The organism is Trinickia sp. Y13 (assembly GCF_029522115.1).
GTDB lineage: Bacteria > Pseudomonadota > Gammaproteobacteria > Burkholderiales > Burkholderiaceae > Trinickia.
Genome location: NZ_JAKWFK010000006.1, coordinates 211004 through 228251, shown reverse-complemented (window position 1 = coordinate 228251; position 17248 = coordinate 211004). Strand labels below are relative to the sequence as shown.

Sequence of the window (17248 nt, the reverse complement as noted above, 5' to 3'; positions counted from 1 at the left end):
TCTAGATCGTCATGCGCCATAACGCGATGACGAGCAGGGTGAAGAATGCGGCGATCAGATCGTCGAGCATGATGCCGATGCCGCCTTTCACGTGGCGATCGAAGTATCGAATCGGCGGCGGCTTGACCATATCGAAGAACCGGAACACGAGAAACGCCCAAAGCTGGCCGGTGAACGTTTCGGGCGTGACGAACAGCAGCACGAGCCAAAACGCGACGATTTCATCCCAGACGATGGCCGATGGATCGTCGATGCCGAGTTTGCGCGCGGTGAACCCCGTGACATAGATGCCCGCGACGAACCCGCCGACGATGAGCACGGCCCACTCGAGCACCGTGAGACGCGCGTCGAGCGCGGCGAACGAGGCCCACGCGAGCAGCGTGCCCATGGTGCCCGGCATGACCGGCGACAAGCCGCTGCCGAAACCGAGCGAGAACAGGTGGAGCGGGTGCGAGAGCATGAAGCGCGCGCTCGCGCGGCGCTTGGCCCGCGGCGAAACGGGCCGAGAGGGCGGTTGTGGCCGTGGGGGCGGGGCGGACGGCGGACCGCCGGGAAGCGTCGGATCAGTTTGCATCGAAGTGGTCGAACCCGTGCAGCGTCAACGAGAGCTGCGTCTGTGAGGCGTCTTGCCACGCGATGGCCGGCTCGTCCGTCGCATGGCGCAAGGCGTCTATTGTACCGATGCGGGTTACGGCGACGGCCGCGCGCGCGCCGGCGTCGACGATCGCTTCGCGCGCGTGCGGCGGGGCGGTGAAGAGCAGTTCGTAATCGTCGCCGCCTGCTAGCGTGCACTGCCGCTGCGCGTCGAGCGGCAGTTTGCGCAGCGCTTGCGAGCGTGGCACGGCGTCGACGTCGACGCAGGCGCACATGCGCGAGCGCTCGAGGATGTGCAGCAAGTCCCCGGCTAGGCCGTCCGAGACGTCGAGCCCAGCATGCGCGAGTCCGCGCAAGGCCAGGCCGAGCGCAATGCGCGGTTCGGGCCGATCGAGCGCTTGCTGCAGCGACGCGCGTTCGCGCTCGTCGAACAGGCTCGGCGCGCATTCGCCGCGCACGAGGCCGAGCGCGGCTCTCGCATCGCCGAGCGTGCCGGAAACCCAAATGTCGTCCCCCTCGCGCGCGCCGTCGCGGCGTAGCGCCGCTTGGGCCGGCACGTCGCCGAAAACCGTGACGCATAGATTCAACGGGCCGCGCGTGGTGTCTCCGCCGATCAGTTCGCAGTTGAAGCGCTCGGCAAGTGCGAACAGGCCATCGGCGAAGGCTTCGAGCCATGCCTCGCGTGGCGTTTCCAACGCGAGCGAGAGCGTAAACGCACGCGGTTTCGCGCCCATTGCGGCGAGATCCGACAGGTTGACGGCGAGCGTTTTATGGCCGAGCGAGCGCGGGTCGACGTCCGGCAGGAAATGCCGGCCTTCGACGAGCATATCGGTCGATACGGCGAGCGCTTCGCCTTGTGCGGGCGCGATGAGCGCGCAGTCGTCGCCGATGCCGAGCAGGGCTCGGCGCGGGCCGCGGCGTGCGCGCTGCGCGAAAAAACGCTCGATTAGCGAGAACTCTGAGAGTGACATAAACGGGATGCGGAAAAGGATGCGTTGACGGCGACGCGCTTTGCAGATGCCGCTCGCGTTGCCTGCCCAGACGGGCCGGCCGCCGGGGCAGGCAACGATTGGCGCTACAATGCCGTCGAACATTGATTCTAATCCGCGTAACAAAGACTGGACTTTCGACTCATGTCTACGAAACCCGCTGCCGCCAAGGCGAAGCTGCGCGAAGCCGCGCTCGATTATCACGAATTTCCTTCGCCAGGCAAGATCGCCATCGCGCCGACGAAGCAGATGATCAACCAGCGCGATCTGGCGCTCGCCTATTCGCCCGGGGTCGCCTTCGCCTGCGAGGAAATCGTCGAAAACCCGCTGAACGCGGCGCGCTTCACGGCGCGCAGCAATTTGGTCGGCGTCGTCACGAACGGCACGGCGGTGCTCGGCCTGGGCAACATCGGCCCGCTGGCGTCCAAACCCGTGATGGAAGGCAAGGCGGTGCTGTTCAAGAAGTTCGCCGGCATCGACGTATTCGATATCGAGTTGAACGAGTCGGACCCGCATAAGCTCGTCGATGTCATCGCCGCGCTCGAGCCCACCTTCGGCGGCATCAATCTCGAAGACATCAAGGCGCCCGACTGCTTCATCGTCGAGCGCGAGTGCCGCAAGCGGATGAAGATCCCGGTCTTCCACGACGATCAGCACGGCACGGCGATCGTCGTCGCCGCGGCCGTGACGAACGGCTTGAAGGTCGTCGGCAAGGACATCTCGAAGGTCAAGCTCGTCGCCTCGGGCGCCGGCGCTGCGGCGCTCGCCTGCCTCGACTTGCTGGTCGATCTAGGCTTGTCGCTCGAGAATATTTTCGTGACGGACTTGGCCGGCGTCGTCTACAAAGGCCGCACCGAGTTGATGGACCCGGACAAGGAACGCTTCGCGCGCGAGACATCGGCGCGCACGCTTGCCGAAGTGATCGAGGGCGCCGATATTTTCCTCGGCCTGTCGGCCGGCGGCGTGCTCAAACCGGAGATGGTCAAGGGCATGGCCGCCAAACCGCTCATTCTCGCGCTTGCCAATCCGACGCCCGAAATCTTGCCCGAGGCCGCGCTGGAAGTGCGGCCCGATGCGGTGCTGGCGACGGGCCGGACCGATTACCCGAATCAGGTCAACAACGTCCTGTGCTTTCCGTTCATCTTCCGAGGCGCGCTCGATGCGGGCGCGACGACGGTGACGCGCGAGATGGAAATCGCGGCCGTGAATGCGATTGCGGAACTCGCGCGCCAGGAGCAGAGCGATATCGTTGCGACGGCGTACGGCATTCAAGACCTCTCGTTCGGGCCGGAGTACCTGATTCCGAAGCCGTTCGATCCGCGCCTCATCGTCAAGATCGCGCCGGCCGTTGCGCAAGCCGCGATGGATTCGGGCGTCGCGACGCGGCCGATCGAGGATATGGAGGCCTATAAGCAGCACCTGCAGCAGTTCGTTTACCACAGCGGCACCACGATGAAGCCGATCTTCCAGCAGGCGCGCAGCGTCGAGCCGAGCAAGAAGCGCATCGTATTTGCCGAAGGCGAAGAGGAGCGCGTGCTGCGCGCGGTGCAGATCGTCGTCGACGAAAAACTGGCGACCCCAATCCTGATTGGCCGCCCGTCCGTGATCGAGCATCGAATCGAGCGCTACGGCTTGCGGCTCACGCCCGGCGTCGATTTCACGGTCGTGAATACGGACCACGACGAGCGCTACCGCGAGTTTTGGCAGGAGTACTACCACTTGATGGCGCGCAAGGGCATCAGCCAGCAGTTGGCGAAGGTGGAAATGCGCCGGCGCACGACGCTGATCGGCTCGATGCTCGTGAAGAAGGGTGAGGCGGACGGCATGATTTGCGGCACGATCTCGACGACGCACCGTCATCTGCACTTCATCAATCAGGTGATCGGCAAGCGCGAAGGCTGCACGGTGTTCGGGGCAATGAACGGGCTCGTGCTGCCGGGCCGGCAGATCTTTATCGTCGACACGCATGTGAACGTGGACCCGACGCCGGCCGAGCTTGCCGAGATCACGCTGATGGCGGCGGAGGAAGTGCGCCGCTTCGGTATCGAGCCGAAGGTGGCGCTCCTGTCGCACTCCAATTTCGGGACGAGCAATGCGCCGTCGGCGCAAAAGATGCGCGATACGCTTGCCCTGATCAAGGAGCGCGCACCCGACCTGCAAGTGGACGGCGAAATGCACGGCGACGTTGCGCTCGATCCCGAGCTGCGCCGCGAGGTGCTGCCCGAGTCGACGCTCGAGGGCGAGGCGAACCTGCTCGTGCTGCCGAACATCGATGCGGCCAACATCGCGTACAACCTGCTCAAGACCGCTGCCGGCAACAACATCGCGATCGGGCCTATCCTGCTGGGCGCGGCCAAGCCCGTCCATGTGCTGACGGAATCGGCGACGGTGCGCCGTATCGTCAACATGGCTGCTTTGCTCGTGGCTGACGTCAGCGCAGCGTCGCGCTGAACGGATCAAATTGATCCCATTGTTTTGCGGTAAAGAAGAGAAGAAAAAACGGCGTGCCCATTGCGGGCACGCCGGGGGCGAAAAGAGAGGCTGCCGCCCCAAATGCGTGAAACGACGATGCCCGATTGCGTCACGCTGCGGCAAGGAGGCAAAGACTTGCCGCATCGGGATCGTCCACGAAACTTTATCCTGTGAAAGATAAAAATAGCGAAAACACGGGAAAAATAGGACGACCGGCAATCCGAGAAAGTGACGTAACTCTTTCATTTTGCATACAAAGATTGCGTCGACGGGCGGTTAGGGATACGCTTACGCTTTTCGTGGTCGTTCATATCTGATCGAGCAGCAGGAACTGTCGCCCATGACACGCGCGGGAACACGCGAACGAGCTGGTAAATGGGTTTGTCACGGCGCGCTCGCGGCGTTCTTGGCCCTAGCAGGCTGGGGCGGCGCCGGCGCGGTCGGCGGCTTCACTGCTTCGTCCGTTGCTTTGGCGCGCGAGGCGCCGCAACCGTCGGCGGGTGGATTCGGCACGATCGAGCAGGCGCAGTTGCCGAGCGAAGCGGTCGATACACTGCATCTGATCGCGGTCGGCGGCCCCTATCCGTATCCGAAGGACGGCATCGTGTTCGGTAATTTCGAACGGCTTCTGCCGCCGCATCGGCGGGGTTACTACCATGAGTACACGGTCCCGACGCCGCGAGCCAGAAACCGCGGCGCGCGCCGCATCGTTTGCGGCGGCCCTTTGAGGCGGACCGACAATTGTTTCTACTCGGACGACCACTACAACAGTTTTAAACGCATTGTTGAATGATATCGGGATGAACGGCATGAGCGACAACGTCTACGCGCACGACGCTCCAGTCGCGACGGATCTGTTCGCGGCCGGCGACGGCAACCTTTTTCAGCGCGTCATGCAAATGCGCACGGCCGAGCGGGGCCAGAACGCGCAGGGCGACGCGGCGGTATCCCGGCATTCACCGAGCGAGGAGCCTATGAGCCTTTTCGCGACCGTGCGACCGAACATCGTCCAGTCCATCCGGGCGTTTCGCGTGCAGGACCTCGCCGACGAGGCCCAGCGGCTCGAGCAGCATTTCCTGTATGCGTACTGCGGCCAAGCGGCCTCGAAGCAGGAAGTGCTCGAGACGATCGCCACGTCGTTTTTGTTTCCCAAACATTTCGGCAAGAACTACGACGCGCTGTACGACTCTCTGACCGACCTCGTGCACAAAGCGGGCGAGCAGCCCGGCTTCGTCATCGTGCTCGAAGGGCTGCCGATCGCGCAGAAGTTCGACAAGGAAGGGCGCGAGACGCTGCTCGACGTTTTCCGCGAGGCCGCCGAATTCTGGGCAGAGCGCAAGGTCGCTTTCCGCGTCTTCTATTCGTTTGCCTGACGCGAGGCCGCTGCGTAGCGGCTGCGTCACGCTCCTCCTCTGGCCAGCCCCCGCGCGGGGCCTGGCTTCACCATCCTCCCCAGCGGGCCGCGAGCGCTGCCAGGACGGCTAAGCCGGCCGTTTCCGTGCGCAAAATGCGCGGTCCCAGCGACAGCGCGGTAAATCCGTGGGCGACAGCGGTCTCTTCCTCCTCGGGCGATAACCCGCCTTCCGGGCCGATCAGCAAGGTGACGTCGCCGCTAGGCGGCGCGCTCGGCAACGCATCGAACGCTATGCTGGCGCGCGGCGACAGCATGAGCCGCAATGCGCCGGGGTCGCTGCCCGCTGCCAACGCTTCGATCCATTTCGGCAATTCGCAAGGGGCTTGAACCTCTGGTATCCGGTTGCGGCCGCACTGTTCGCAGGCCGCCCGTACGATGCCCTCCCAGTGAGCGTGGCGGCGGCTCGCGCGCTCGGCCGATAGGCGCACGACGGCGCGCGTTGTGACTAGCGGCGCGATTCGCGTCACGCCGAGCTCGACCGCTTTCTCGACGAGCCAATCCATTTTGTCGCCGCCTGCGATTCCCTGAGCCAGCGTGATCCGATAGGGCGCCTCGGCATCGACAGGCTCGAACGCGCCGACTTGCGCGAGGGCATTGCGGCGGCCCAGTTCGACGAGCCGCGCCGCGTATTGGCCGCCGCGGCCGTTGAATAGCGTCAAGTCATCGCCCGATTCGAGGCGAAGCACTTGAACATGGCGGGCGACATCCTCGGGCAGGGCGACGATGTCGCCGGGCGCAAAGGCCGAATCGACGAAAAAGCGAGGCATAAAGCGACGTTCGAGGTTGAGTGAGCGAGGGGTGCGCTCGGGGCCGCCGCGCTAGGCTGCGCCCCTCGTTTTGCCGGCCGCATCGCACCAACCGCCGGTTAGCGCAGCGCTTCGCGCACACCTCGCGGCAAGAGGAACAGCGCGGGATGCAGCGCGGCGTCATAGTAACGCAAGCCGTCGACGCCACGCGCGGCCAGCCGCTCTTCGATGTCGCGCTTGAACAGCGAGGCGGCTTCGAGCGTGTCGCTCGCGAGCGCCATGAGCCAGAGCGAGCCGTAAAGCGGCACGAACGCCGAGATGACGTCGACCATGGCGAAGCTGGCGCGCAAGCCGCGCGCGAGCGCCGCCGCCCGCTCGGGGTGGAACTGGGCCGAGCCCAGATGCATCGACAGCATCGCGCGCGGCGCCAGGATGTTCTTCAGGCGGGCGTAAAAGGCGGACGTGTAGAGTTCCGCGGCCGGCGAATCGGGCGGGGTCAGGTCGAATACGACGAGATCGAAGCGTTCCATGGTCGTGGCGACGAAGCGCGCGGCGTCGCCGATCACCACTTGCACGCGCGCATCGTCGAGCGCGCCTCGGTGCACCTGCGCCAAGTGCTTGCGCGCCATGTCGAGCACGGCCTCGTCCAGCTCGGCGACGACGATTCGCTCGATGCTCGGGTGTGCGAGCAGTTGCCTCGCGGCGCCGCCGTCGCCGCCGCCCAGCACGAGCGCCTTGCGCGGCGTGGGATGGGCGAGCGCGGCCGGGTGGACCATGCACTCGTGATAGATGAATTCGTCGCCGACCGAGGTCATGGGGCGCTCGTCGAGCGTAAACAGCACGCCGAGTTGCGGCGTATCCCAGACTTCGATGCGCTGATGCGGCGATTGGACCTGGGCGACACGCCGCGCGCCCGGAAAGCCGTAGGCGGCGCCGGGCGTTGGGTGAAACAGTAGCGGCGGTGCGGTGCGGGAGAACACGGTGATGGCACGCTCGCAATCTGTCGTAATGCCCTGATTATAGAGCCGCGGGGCGCGCCGATCGGCGAAGCCGCACGCGCGCCGGGGCGGGGGAGGCCTTACCGCCATCTGCTAGAATGGCATGCTTTGCAGCACCGTCCGCTCGCTCTTGCCGCTTCGCGCCGCAGCGCACGCCCTACCGCGTGGGCGGGCGTCCCACCCGAGCAGCGGGCCACCGCGCGCACGCTTTCTCGACTCGTTCTCCGGACTCGACATGACGACCTCGTCTCCCGCTCCCACCGCTCTCATGGCGAACGCGATCCGCGCGCTCGCCATGGATGCCGTGCAACAAGCGAACTCAGGCCACCCAGGCATGCCGATGGGCATGGCTGAAATTGCCGTCGCGCTTTGGTCGCGCCATCTGAAGCACAATCCGGCCAACCCGCATTGGGCCGATCGCGATCGCTTCGTGCTGTCCAACGGCCACGGCTCCATGCTGCTGTACTCGCTGCTGCATTTGACGGGCTACGATCTGCCGCTCGCCGAGCTCAAGAACTTCCGCCAACTGCATTCGAAGACGCCGGGCCATCCCGAATACGGCATCACGCCGGGCGTCGAAACGACGACAGGCCCGCTTGGCCAAGGCTTGGCGAACGCCGTCGGCATGGCGCTCGCCGAAGCGCTGCTTGCGGCCGAATTCAACCAGGCCGATGCCAAGATCGTCGACCACCACACCTATGTGTTCCTCGGCGACGGTTGCCTCATGGAAGGCATCTCGCACGAGGTCTGTTCGCTCGCGGGCACGCTCAAGCTGAACAAGCTGATCGCGCTGTACGACGACAATGGCATCTCGATCGACGGCCACGTCGAATATTGGTTCGGCGACGACACCCCTAAGCGTTTCGAGGCGTACGGCTGGAATGTCGTTCGCAACGTCGACGGGCACGACGTGCAAGCGGTGGACGCGGCGATCGCGGCCGCCAAGGCTGCGGACAAGCCCACGTTGATTTGCTGCAAGACCGTCATCGGCAAGGGCGCGCCCACCAAGGCGGGCGGCCACGATGCGCACGGCGCGCCGCTCGGCGCGCAGGAAATTGCCGCCACGCGCGAGGCGATCGGCTGGAAGTGGGAGCCGTTCGTGATCCCGCAAGAGGTCTATGCGGCGTGGGACGCAAAGGAAGCGGGCGCACAGCGCGAAGCGGCCTGGAACGACGCGTTCGCACAGTACCGCGCGAAGTACCCGGAGCAAGCGGCGCAGTTCGAGCGGCGCGCGGCCGGCAAGCTGCCGTCCGATTGGACGGCCAAAGCGCAAGCGATCATCGCCGGCGCGAACGAGCGTGCGGAGACGGTCGCCACGCGCAAAGCATCGCAGCAAACCATCGAAGGGCTGGCCGCGGCACTGCCCGAGTTGCTCGGCGGCTCGGCCGACTTGACCGGCTCGAACCTCACGAATTGGAAGGCGAGCAAGCCCGTGCGCGCGGGCGAGCATGGCATCGTGTGGGGCAACCACGTCAACTACGGCGTGCGTGAATTCGGCATGAGCGCCGCCATCAACGGCATTGCGCTGCACGGTGGCTACAAGGCGTTCGGCGGCACCTTCCTGACCTTCTCCGACTACAGCCGCAATGCGTTGCGCGTGGCGGCGCTGATGAAGTCGCCGTCGATCTTCGTCTTCACGCACGATTCGATCGGCTTGGGCGAGGACGGCCCCACGCACCAATCGGTCGAGCATGTCGCGAGCTTGCGCCTGATCCCGAACCTTCATGTGTGGCGCCCGTCCGATACGGTGGAGACGGCCGTTGCCTGGACGCAGGCGGTTGAATACCAAGGCCCCTCGTGCCTGATCTTCAGCCGGCAGAACCTGCCGTTTTCGGCGCGTAGCGATGCGCAAATCGCCAATATCGCGAAGGGCGGCTATGTGCTGCGCGATTGGAACGACGAAATCGTCGCCCGCAAGCTCATCTTGATCGCCACTGGGTCGGAGGTCGAATTGGCCTTGGCCGCGGTCGAGCCGCTCGCGCAGCAAGGGATCGCCGCGCGCGTGGTGTCGATGCCGGCGACCACGGTGTTCGACCGGCAAGATGCCGACTATCGCGAGCGCGTGCTGCCCAAGGGCGTGCGCCGCATTGCGATCGAAGCGGGCGTGACCGATTTCTGGCGCAAGTACGTCGGTCTCGAAGGCGGCGTGGTCGGGATCGACACGTTCGGCGAGTCGGCTCCGGCCGGCGTGCTGTTCAAGCACTTCGGCTTCACGGTGGAGCACGTTGTCGCAGTGGCCAAGGCCGCGCTCGAGTAACGGATAGACTTCGTCGCGAGATGCAATACGGCTTGCCGGCGGCGTCGTGGCGCGAGCGATGCTCGCTTGGCGCCGGCAAGCGTGAGGTAAGACAGCTTTTTTCAGCCCAAATATCAGGAGAACCAACATGACGGTACGCGTTGCAATCAATGGATATGGCCGGATTGGCCGCAACACGCTGCGTGCGTTCTACGAGAACGGCAAGAAGCACGATCTGCAGATCGTCGCGATCAACGATCTCGGCGATGCGAAGACGAACGCCCACCTGACCAAGTACGACACGGCCCATGGCACGTTCCCGGGCGACGTGGCGGTGGAAGGCGAGAACATGATCGTCAACGGCGACAAGATTCGCGTGCTGGCGAACCGCAATCCGGCCGAACTGCCGTGGGGCGAGTTGGGCGTCGACGTGGTGATGGAATGCACGGGCTTCTTCACGTCGAAGGAAAAGGCGAGCGCGCACTTGGCCGGCGGCGCGAAGAAGGTGCTGATCTCGGCGCCGGGCGGCAAGGATGTCGACGCGACGATCGTCTATGGCGTGAACCACGACCAGTTGAAGGCCGCGCATACGGTCATCTCGAACGCGTCTTGCACGACGAACTGCCTCGCGCCGCTCGTCAAGCCGCTCAACGACAAGATCGGTCTGGAAACGGGCCTGATGACGACGGTGCATGCGTACACGAACGACCAAGTGCTGACGGACGTGTACCACGAAGATCTGCGTCGCGCGCGCTCGGCCACGCATAGCCAAATCCCGACGAAGACGGGCGCCGCCGCCGCCATCGGTCTCGTGCTGCCCGAGTTGGCCGGCAAGCTCGATGGCTATGCCATCCGCGTCCCGACCATCAACGTTTCGATCGTCGACCTCTCGTTCATCGCCAAGCGCGACACGACGGTCGAAGAAGTGAACGCGATCATGAAGGAAGCCGCCGAAGGTTCGCTCAAGGGCATCCTCGGCTACAACACGGCGCCGCTCGTATCGATCGACTTCAACCACAACCCGGCCTCGTCCACGTTCGATGCGACGTTGACCAAGGTTGCCGGCCGGCTCGTGAAGGTGTCGAGCTGGTACGACAACGAGTGGGGTTTCTCGAACCGCATGCTCGATACGGCAATCGCGCTCGCGACGGCCAAGTAAGCAAGCACCGAACAGGCAACGCGCGATTCGCTGCCGAACGAAAGAGCCGCCCCGGGGTATCGACGGACCCAACGGGCGGCTCTTTTTACTTGGACGGCCAGGCGTGCGCGAAGCCCGGCGTGCGGGACAGGGCGCTAGCGGTGAACGTCAGTGCTTGCGGTGCGGGCAGGCTTCCTTCGTGCAGACACCGTATAGCGCGAGCGCGTGCTCCTGCAGCTTGAAGCCGCGTTCCTCGGCGATCTTTTGCTGGCGCTTTTCGATTTCAGGGTCGAAGAATTCTTCTACGCGCCCGCAGTCGATGCACACCAGATGGTCATGATGAGAGCCCTCGTTGAGCTCGAACACGGCCTTGCCCGATTCGAAATTGCTGCGCGAGAGCAAGCCTGCCTGCTCGAACTGCGTCAACACGCGATAAACGGTGGCAAGGCCGATGTCGAGTTCTTCGGTGAGCAGGTTCCGGTAGACGTCTTCGGCAGTCAGATGCCGGACGGCGCTGCGCTGAAAAATTTCGAGGATCTTGAGGCGCGGTAGGGTCGCCTTGAGCCCGATGTTTTTGAGATCGGTCGGATTGGTCATGGCTAGGCATCCCTAGAGTACAATGCACGATTCGAATAGTAATGGGTTTTTGCTGTTTCGGTCATCTTCGTGAAACTCGCGCGGCCCGACGATACGCGAAACGGAGCCCGCACGGTGGGTGAAATGAGTCCAAATTTTCTTATGAAGCGCGGGGGGAGCCACGTGCGCAACCTGTTGATCGCTGCCTCGATGGGTGCGCTCGTTGCGGGATGTTCGACCTACGACAGCCTCACGCAGCGCGTCGCTCAGAGCATTACGCCGTATCGCATCACCATCGTGCAGGGCAACTTCGTGTCGAAGGAAGCCGCCTCGAAGATGCGCGTGGGCATGTCGCGCGACGAAGTGAAAGCGGCGCTCGGTACGCCGCTGTTGACCGACATGTTCCATAACGATCGCTGGGACTACGTCTTCTACTTCAAGCGCGGCTCCACGGCCATCGTGCAGCAGCGCGATTTCATCGTCAATTTCAACGGCGACCATGTCGTGAATTGGACGGGCGGAGACGATCTGCCGTCGGAACTGGAACTGCTTGCCGATATCGACGGCGACAAGCGCGGCAAGAAAGCGAAGGCGGCCAGCGTGGCGGCGGCTTCTGCTGCGTCGTCAGCGCAAGCGGCGGCGGCAGTCGCGCCGGCCAGCGGCGTGACTGCCGCCGCGGGCGCCAGCGAAGAGGCGCAGGCGGCCAATGCGCAGGCGGCGCAGGCGGCGAATCGGGCCACGAACCAAGTGCCTGCCACACCCGCCAAGCAGAGCGTGCGCTCCGGCACGCCCTCGCCGCACACATTGCCGAGCGCGACGCCGCAGTTCCAATTCCATCGCGAGCCGCAGCCCGCCTCGCCCGATCAAAGCAATCCAGTCGGCCCGACCGGCTCGCCCTCGAGCAGCACCGGCGCGGGCAAGTCGCCGGCGTCGTCGTAGCGGGGCGCACCCAGGCGGGCGATCGACCGCCCGTCGCTCCGGGCCTCGTACCAGAAAGGCAGCGGGGCACAGCGTTCTAGCTGAATGCGGGTCGTGCGCGAGGCGCGCCGCCCGCTTTTCGTTTTCTTGCGGCGCCTTTCACGGCGCTGCCGGCCGGCCCAGCCAAGGCCGGCCCGCCAACCGAAGAGGGATGCATGTTGCCGATGAAGATCGCCATCGCCGGCGCATCGGGCCGAATGGGCCGGATGCTGATCGAAGCCGTTCTGAACGACCCCGATGCGACGCTCGCCGCCGCGCTCGATCGCCCGGGCTCGCCCCAGTTGGGCGAGGATGCCGGCGCGTTTCTCGGTCAGCGCACGGGCGTGACGCTGACCGACGATGTCGAGCGGGTGTTTGCTCAAGCCGACTGCCTGATCGACTTCACGCGGCCCGAAGGCACGATGGCCTATGTCGATGCCGCGGTGCGGCACGGCAAGAAACTCGTGATCGGCACGACGGGCATGAGCGAGGAGGAGCGGCAAGCGGTGCGCTCGGCCGCAGAGAAGATCGGCATCGTCTTCGCCGCGAATATGAGCGTCGGCGTGAACGTCACGCTCAAGCTGCTCGAATTCGCCGCCCGCCACTTCGCCACCGGCTACGACATCGAAATCATCGAGGCGCATCATCGCCATAAAGTCGACGCGCCCTCGGGCACCGCGCTCGCGATGGGCGAGGCGATCGCCGGCGCGCTCGGACGAGACTTGAAAACGTGCGCGGTCTACGGCCGCCAGGGCGTGACGGGCGAGCGCGACCCGTCGACGATCGGCTTTTCGGCCATTCGCGGCGGCGACATCGTCGGCGATCATACGGTGCTGTTCGCCGGCATCGGCGAACGCATCGAAATCACGCACAAATCGGCGAGCCGCGTCTCCTATGCGCAGGGCGCGCTACGCGCCGCTCGCTTTCTTGCCGACCGCGGCGCCGGCCTCTACGACATGCAGGACGTGCTCGGGCTGCGCTGATCGGCGGCATCGACGCGCATTCGTCCTCGTCCTCGTTTCGTTCTCGCTTCGGCTCTCCAGGCACTTCCGTTCGTATGCAAAACAACGGCATCGTTCACTACCTGCAAGCGGGCGACGCGCTCACTCACGGCGTCGCGTATTTATTGCTGGCCATGTCGATCGCGAGTTGGTGCTTCCTGCTCGTCAAAGGCTGGATGCTCGTGCGAGCGAAGCGCCAGGGCCCGCGTGCGATCGCACTGTTCTGGCAGTCGGCGACGCTCTCCGAGGGCGTGCTCGCCTTGCGCGGCGCCGATCGCGAGCGCGTCTTCGCGCCGTTGGCTCAGGCGGCGCTCGCTGTCTCCGAGGTGCACGCGCCGTCCGCCATGCTCGCTCGCGTCGAGCGTAGCGAGCGCGTGATGCGCGCACTGCGCGAGGCGTTGCTTGCATCGCAGCGCCGCCTCGAGTTCGGCCAGGTCCTGCTGGCATCGGTCGGCAGCACCGCGCCGTTCGTCGGTCTGCTCGGCACCGTGTGGGGCATTTACCATGCGCTCGGCAGCATCGCCGCGAGCGGGCAAGCGATGATCGAGAACGTCGCGGGCCCTGTCGGCGAGGCGCTGATCATGACGGCGTTCGGTCTCGTGGTCGCCATTCCCGCCGTGTTGGCGTACAACGTGCTGGGCCGGATGCAGCGGCAGTTGTCAGAGGAGTTGGACGGTTTCGCGCACGATTTGCATGCTTATGTCTGCGCGCCGGAGCTTGCCGAACGCTCCGCGGCCCACGACGCCGCGGTGGGGCGTGGCGCCGCCGAGCCGACGAGCGCCGTCCACGCGGTGCAAGCCGAAGATGCCTCGCGCGCAACGCGCGCGTAGCGAGCGCACGAACGTTTTCGAAGGAGGCGGCGAGCATGGCATTCGGCGGATTCGACAAAGAGCGTTCGGCTGCGCCGATGGCCGACATCAACATGACGCCGCTCATCGACGTCATGCTCGTCTTGCTCGTCATTTTCATCATCACCGCACCGCTATTCACGCACGCGATTCGGCTCGATCTGCCCAAAGTCGCAGCGGGCCCGGCGCCCGAAACGCCGAAAACGATCACGCTATCGATCGACGACGCGGGCCGGCTCTACTGGGACGGCCGCCCGATCACGCTCGATGCCGTGCGTGCCGATCTCGCCCGGGCCGGCAAAGCCGGCGAGCCGCCCGAACTGCATTTGCGCGCATCGCAAGCCACGCGCTACGAAGTCATCGCGCAAGTCATGGGCGCGGCGCAGCAGGCAGGCATCGCTCGAATCGGTTTTGTCACCGATCCGCCCCGCGCGAGCGTCGCGCCAGGCGCCGCCGCGGCGCCGGCTTCGCCGCTCCAACCCGGCGCGCGCTGACGGCCCGCCGCTTCACCGCGCCGATCATTGGCGCGTCAGACCCGCCGTGGATGCATCCGCGGGCGGTATAATCGACCTTTTCCCCATTTCCGGGGAAACGCATCTTCACGTATCGCCGCGCCGCGTGTTTGCCAAGGCGCCACGACAGCCAAGCCCGAACCACCGCCATGCAAGAAAAATACTTACCCGCCGACATCGAAGCCGCCGCCCAGGCAGACTGGCGCGCATCGAACGCTTACCGCACGGCCGAAGTGGCCGGTAAGCCAAAGTTCTATTGCGTCTCGATGCTGCCGTATCCGTCGGGCAAGCTGCACATGGGGCACGTGCGCAACTATACGATCAACGACGTGATGTACCGCTATCTGCGGATGAACGGCTACAACGTGCTGATGCCCATGGGCTGGGACGCGTTCGGCATGCCGGCCGAAAATGCGGCGATGGCCAACGGCGTGCCGCCGGCGAAGTGGACCTACGAGAACATCGCTTACATGAAGCGGCAGATGCAGTCGATGGGGCTTGCCATCGACTGGTCGCGCGAGGTCGCCACGTGCGATCCGAAGTACTACAAGTGGAACCAGTGGTTGTTCCTCAAGATGCTCGAGAAAGGCATCGTCTACAAGAAGACGGGCACGGTCAATTGGGACCCGGTCGATCAGACGGTGCTCGCCAACGAGCAAGTGATCGACGGGCGCGGCTGGCGTTCGGGCGCGCTCGTCGAGAAGCGCGAAATCCCGATGTACTACATGCGCATCACGCAGTACGCGGACGAGCTTCTGAGCGATCTCGAGGGCCTGGGCTGGCCCGAGCGCGTGAAGGTGATGCAGCAAAACTGGATCGGCAAGAGCTTCGGCGTGAACTTTGGCTTCCCGTACGAGCTCGACGGCGAAAGCAAGCTGTTGCGCGTGTTCACCACGCGCGCCGACACGATCATGGGCGTGACGTTTTGCGCGATCGCGGCCGAGCATCCGCTCGCCGCACGCTTGGCGCAAGGCAAGCCCGAGTTGCAAGCGTTCATCGACGAATGCCGGCATGGCGGCGTGGCCGAGGCCGAGATGGCGACGATGGAAAAGAAGGGCATGCCCACGGGCTTTTACGTGACGCATCCGCTCACGCAGGCGCGCGTCGAAGTGTGGATCGGCAACTACGTGCTGATGAGCTACGGCGAGGGCGCCGTCATGGGCGTGCCCGCGCACGACGAGCGCGATTTCGCGTTCGCGAAGAAATACGGTTTGCCAATCAAGCAAGTGATCGCGAAAGCCGGGTGCGATTATTCGCTCGACGCCTGGCAGGCTTGGTACGGCGATAAAGAAGGCGGCGTCTGCGTCGATAGCGGGCGCTACGACGCAATGGGCTACGAGCAGGCGGTCGACGCCGTCGCGGCCGATCTGAAGGCGCTCGGTCTCGGCGATAAGCAGGTCACCTGGCGGCTGCGCGATTGGGGCATCTCGCGCCAGCGCTATTGGGGCACGCCGATCCCGATCATTCACTGCGGCGCGTGCGGCGATGTGCCGGTCCCCGAGAAGGACCTGCCCGTCGTCTTGCCGGAGGACCTCGTGCCGGACGGCGCGGGCAACCCGCTCGCGAAGTCGGCGGCGTTCGTCGACTGCACCTGCCCCAAGTGCGGTGCGCCGGCCAAGCGCGAAACCGACACGATGGATACGTTCGTCGATTCGGCCTGGTATTTCTCGCGCTATACGTGCCCGGACGCCGAGACGATGGTCGATGCGCGCACCGACTACTGGATGCCGATGGACCAATACATCGGCGGCATCGAGCACGCGATTTTGCACCTGCTCTACTCGCGCTTCTGGACCAAGGTGATGCGCGACATGGGCCTCGTGAAGTTCGGCGAGCCGGCCAAGAACCTGCTCACGCAGGGCATGGTGCTCAACGAAACCTTCTATCGCGAGGATGCGTCCGGCAAGAAGACTTGGTACAACCCGGCCGACGTCACCGTCGAGCACGACGACAAGGGCCGCCCCGTGGGCGCGACGCACCATTCGGACGGGCAGCCTGTGGTGCTGGGCGGCGTCGAGAAGATGTCCAAGTCCAAGAATAATGGCGTCGATCCGCAATTGCTGATCGATCAATACGGCGCCGATACGGCGCGCCTGTTCACGATGTTTGCCGCGCCGCCCGAGCAGCAGCTCGAATGGTCGGGGTCGGGCGTCGAAGGCGCGAGCCGCTTCCTGCGCCGCGTCTGGGCGTTCGGTCATGCCAATCAGGCCGAACTCGTCGCGCGCGAGACGTTCGATCCCGCGCAGTTGGCCGAAGTCGACAAGACGCTGCGCCGGGAAATCTACAGCGTGCTCAAGCAGGCCGATTTCGACTATCAGCGTTTGCAATACAACACGGTCGTGTCGGCGGCGATGAAGATGCTCAACGCGCTCGAAAACGCCAAGCTCGCGCGGCCTAGCGTGCTGCGCGAATGCTACGGCGTGCTGCTGCGCGTGCTGTATCCGGTCGTGCCGCATGCGACGCACGCGCTCTGGCAGACGCTCGGCTTCGTCGATGAATTCGGCTCGTTGCTCGATGCGCCTTGGCCGAAGGTCGACGAGAAGGCGCTCGAACAAGCCGAGATCGAGCTCGTGCTGCAAGTGAACGGCAAGGTTCGCGGCGCGCTGACGGTCGCCAAGGACGCGCCGCGCGAGGCCATCGAAGCGGCTGCGCTCGCGCATGAGATGTTCGCGCGCTTCAGCGAAGGCAAGAGCGCCAAGAAGATCATCGTCGTACCTGGCCGTCTCGTGAACGTCGTCGTTTGACGGCCCGCCGCCGCGCGCCCAAT

At 65.0% G+C, this 17248-nt stretch carries 15 protein-coding genes; 10 read left to right on the top strand and 5 right to left on the bottom strand.

The window, feature by feature from the left end; translation table 11 throughout:
* Position 1: 1 nt before the first annotated feature.
* Complete coding sequence (locus MMB74_RS13685) at positions 2 to 574, bottom strand: phosphatidylglycerophosphatase A (protein ID WP_277429176.1); 573 nt, start codon at positions 572 to 574, stop codon at positions 2 to 4.
* Positions 564 to 1574 carry a thiamine-phosphate kinase gene (gene thiL / locus MMB74_RS13680; RefSeq protein WP_277429260.1) on the bottom strand — a complete coding sequence of 337 codons (1011 nt, stop codon included), beginning with the start codon at positions 1572 to 1574 and terminating at the stop codon, positions 564 to 566. The genes MMB74_RS13685 and thiL overlap by 11 nt, the downstream gene beginning before the upstream one ends.
* A 153-nt stretch (positions 1575 to 1727) precedes the next feature.
* On the opposite strand from thiL, the gene MMB74_RS13675 reads away from it, so the two are divergent.
* The 3 genes from MMB74_RS13675 (at position 1728) to MMB74_RS13665 (ending at position 5428) form a co-directional block, all read left to right on the top strand.
* Positions 1728 to 4034, top strand: a complete 2307-nt coding sequence (locus tag MMB74_RS13675) for an NADP-dependent malic enzyme (protein WP_277429175.1) — start codon at positions 1728 to 1730, stop codon at positions 4032 to 4034.
* A 361-nt stretch (positions 4035 to 4395) separates the two neighbouring features.
* A complete protein-coding gene (locus tag MMB74_RS13670) occupies positions 4396 to 4848 on the top strand; it encodes a ribonuclease (RefSeq protein WP_277429174.1) in 453 nt (150 codons plus the stop codon).
* Positions 4849 to 4864: 16 nt separating this feature from the next.
* Positions 4865 to 5428 carry a barstar family protein gene (locus tag MMB74_RS13665; RefSeq protein ID WP_277429173.1) on the top strand — a complete coding sequence of 188 codons (564 nt, stop codon included), beginning with the start codon at positions 4865 to 4867 and terminating at the stop codon, positions 5426 to 5428.
* Positions 5429 to 5495: 67 nt separating this feature from the next.
* Here MMB74_RS13665 and MMB74_RS13660 read toward each other — a convergent pair whose 3' ends face one another.
* Together MMB74_RS13660 and speE are read right to left on the bottom strand one after the other, a co-directional pair.
* Positions 5496 to 6236 (bottom strand): 16S rRNA (uracil(1498)-N(3))-methyltransferase, encoded by a 741-nt coding sequence (locus MMB74_RS13660; RefSeq protein WP_277429172.1) that lies wholly within the window; start codon positions 6234 to 6236, stop codon positions 5496 to 5498.
* Between the two features lie 98 nt (positions 6237 to 6334).
* Positions 6335 to 7195, bottom strand: coding sequence for a polyamine aminopropyltransferase (gene speE / locus MMB74_RS13655; protein WP_277429171.1), 861 nt, complete (start codon positions 7193 to 7195; stop codon positions 6335 to 6337).
* Between the two features lie 253 nt (positions 7196 to 7448).
* Here speE and tkt point away from each other — a divergent pair, with 253 nt between their 5' ends.
* Together tkt and gap are read left to right on the top strand one after the other, a co-directional pair.
* Complete coding sequence (gene tkt / locus MMB74_RS13650; RefSeq protein WP_277429170.1) at positions 7449 to 9470, top strand: transketolase; 2022 nt, start codon at positions 7449 to 7451, stop codon at positions 9468 to 9470.
* A 127-nt stretch (positions 9471 to 9597) separates the two neighbouring features.
* Positions 9598 to 10608: a type I glyceraldehyde-3-phosphate dehydrogenase gene (gene gap, locus MMB74_RS13645; protein ID WP_277429169.1), complete on the top strand. Its 1011-nt coding sequence runs from the start codon at positions 9598 to 9600 to the stop codon at positions 10606 to 10608.
* A gap of 147 nt (positions 10609 to 10755) precedes the next feature.
* Here gap and fur read toward each other — a convergent pair whose 3' ends face one another.
* The gene (gene fur / locus MMB74_RS13640) at positions 10756 to 11184 is read right to left on the bottom strand and encodes a ferric iron uptake transcriptional regulator (protein WP_115537644.1); all 429 of its coding nucleotides are present in this window, start codon (positions 11182 to 11184) and stop codon (positions 10756 to 10758) included.
* A gap of 162 nt (positions 11185 to 11346) precedes the next feature.
* Between fur and bamE the strand changes: the two genes are divergently transcribed.
* From bamE to leuS, 5 genes are all read left to right on the top strand, one after another.
* Entirely contained in the window at positions 11347 to 12102 is a 756-nt protein-coding gene (bamE, locus tag MMB74_RS13635; RefSeq protein WP_277429259.1) for an outer membrane protein assembly factor BamE, read from the top strand.
* A 203-nt stretch (positions 12103 to 12305) separates the two neighbouring features.
* Complete coding sequence (gene dapB, locus MMB74_RS13630; protein WP_277429168.1) at positions 12306 to 13103, top strand: 4-hydroxy-tetrahydrodipicolinate reductase; 798 nt, start codon at positions 12306 to 12308, stop codon at positions 13101 to 13103.
* Between the two features lie 74 nt (positions 13104 to 13177).
* On the top strand, positions 13178 to 13951 hold the full coding sequence (locus tag MMB74_RS13625; protein WP_277429167.1) for a MotA/TolQ/ExbB proton channel family protein: 774 nt from the start codon (positions 13178 to 13180) through the stop codon (positions 13949 to 13951).
* 35 nt (positions 13952 to 13986) lie between these two features.
* Entirely contained in the window at positions 13987 to 14463 is a 477-nt protein-coding gene (locus MMB74_RS13620; RefSeq protein WP_277429166.1) for a biopolymer transporter ExbD, read from the top strand.
* 167 nt (positions 14464 to 14630) lie between these two features.
* A complete protein-coding gene (gene leuS, locus MMB74_RS13615; protein WP_277429165.1) occupies positions 14631 to 17225 on the top strand; it encodes a leucine--tRNA ligase in 2595 nt (864 codons plus the stop codon).
* The last annotated feature ends 23 nt before the right edge of the window (positions 17226 to 17248 follow it).

Excerpts from the sequence above, each read along its gene's own strand:
- leuS (WP_277429165.1), top strand. The coding sequence starts at position 14,631 with ATGCAAGAAAAATACTTACCCGCCGACATCGAAGCCGCCGCCCAGGCA.
- tkt (WP_277429170.1), top strand. The coding sequence starts at position 7,449 with ATGACGACCTCGTCTCCCGCTCCCACCGCTCTCATGGCGAACGCGATC.
- MMB74_RS13620 (WP_277429166.1), top strand. The coding sequence starts at position 13,987 with ATGGCATTCGGCGGATTCGACAAAGAGCGTTCGGCTGCGCCGATGGCC.
- MMB74_RS13675 (WP_277429175.1), top strand. The coding sequence starts at position 1,728 with ATGTCTACGAAACCCGCTGCCGCCAAGGCGAAGCTGCGCGAAGCCGCG.
- MMB74_RS13685 (WP_277429176.1), bottom strand. The coding sequence starts at position 574 with ATGCAAACTGATCCGACGCTTCCCGGCGGTCCGCCGTCCGCCCCGCCC.
- fur (WP_115537644.1), bottom strand. The coding sequence starts at position 11,184 with ATGACCAATCCGACCGATCTCAAAAACATCGGGCTCAAGGCGACCCTA.
- MMB74_RS13625 (WP_277429167.1), top strand. The coding sequence starts at position 13,178 with ATGCAAAACAACGGCATCGTTCACTACCTGCAAGCGGGCGACGCGCTC.
- dapB (WP_277429168.1), top strand. The coding sequence starts at position 12,306 with ATGAAGATCGCCATCGCCGGCGCATCGGGCCGAATGGGCCGGATGCTG.
- gap (WP_277429169.1), top strand. The coding sequence starts at position 9,598 with ATGACGGTACGCGTTGCAATCAATGGATATGGCCGGATTGGCCGCAAC.
- MMB74_RS13670 (WP_277429174.1), top strand. The coding sequence starts at position 4,396 with ATGACACGCGCGGGAACACGCGAACGAGCTGGTAAATGGGTTTGTCAC.
- MMB74_RS13665 (WP_277429173.1), top strand. The coding sequence starts at position 4,865 with ATGAGCGACAACGTCTACGCGCACGACGCTCCAGTCGCGACGGATCTG.
- MMB74_RS13660 (WP_277429172.1), bottom strand. The coding sequence starts at position 6,236 with ATGCCTCGCTTTTTCGTCGATTCGGCCTTTGCGCCCGGCGACATCGTC.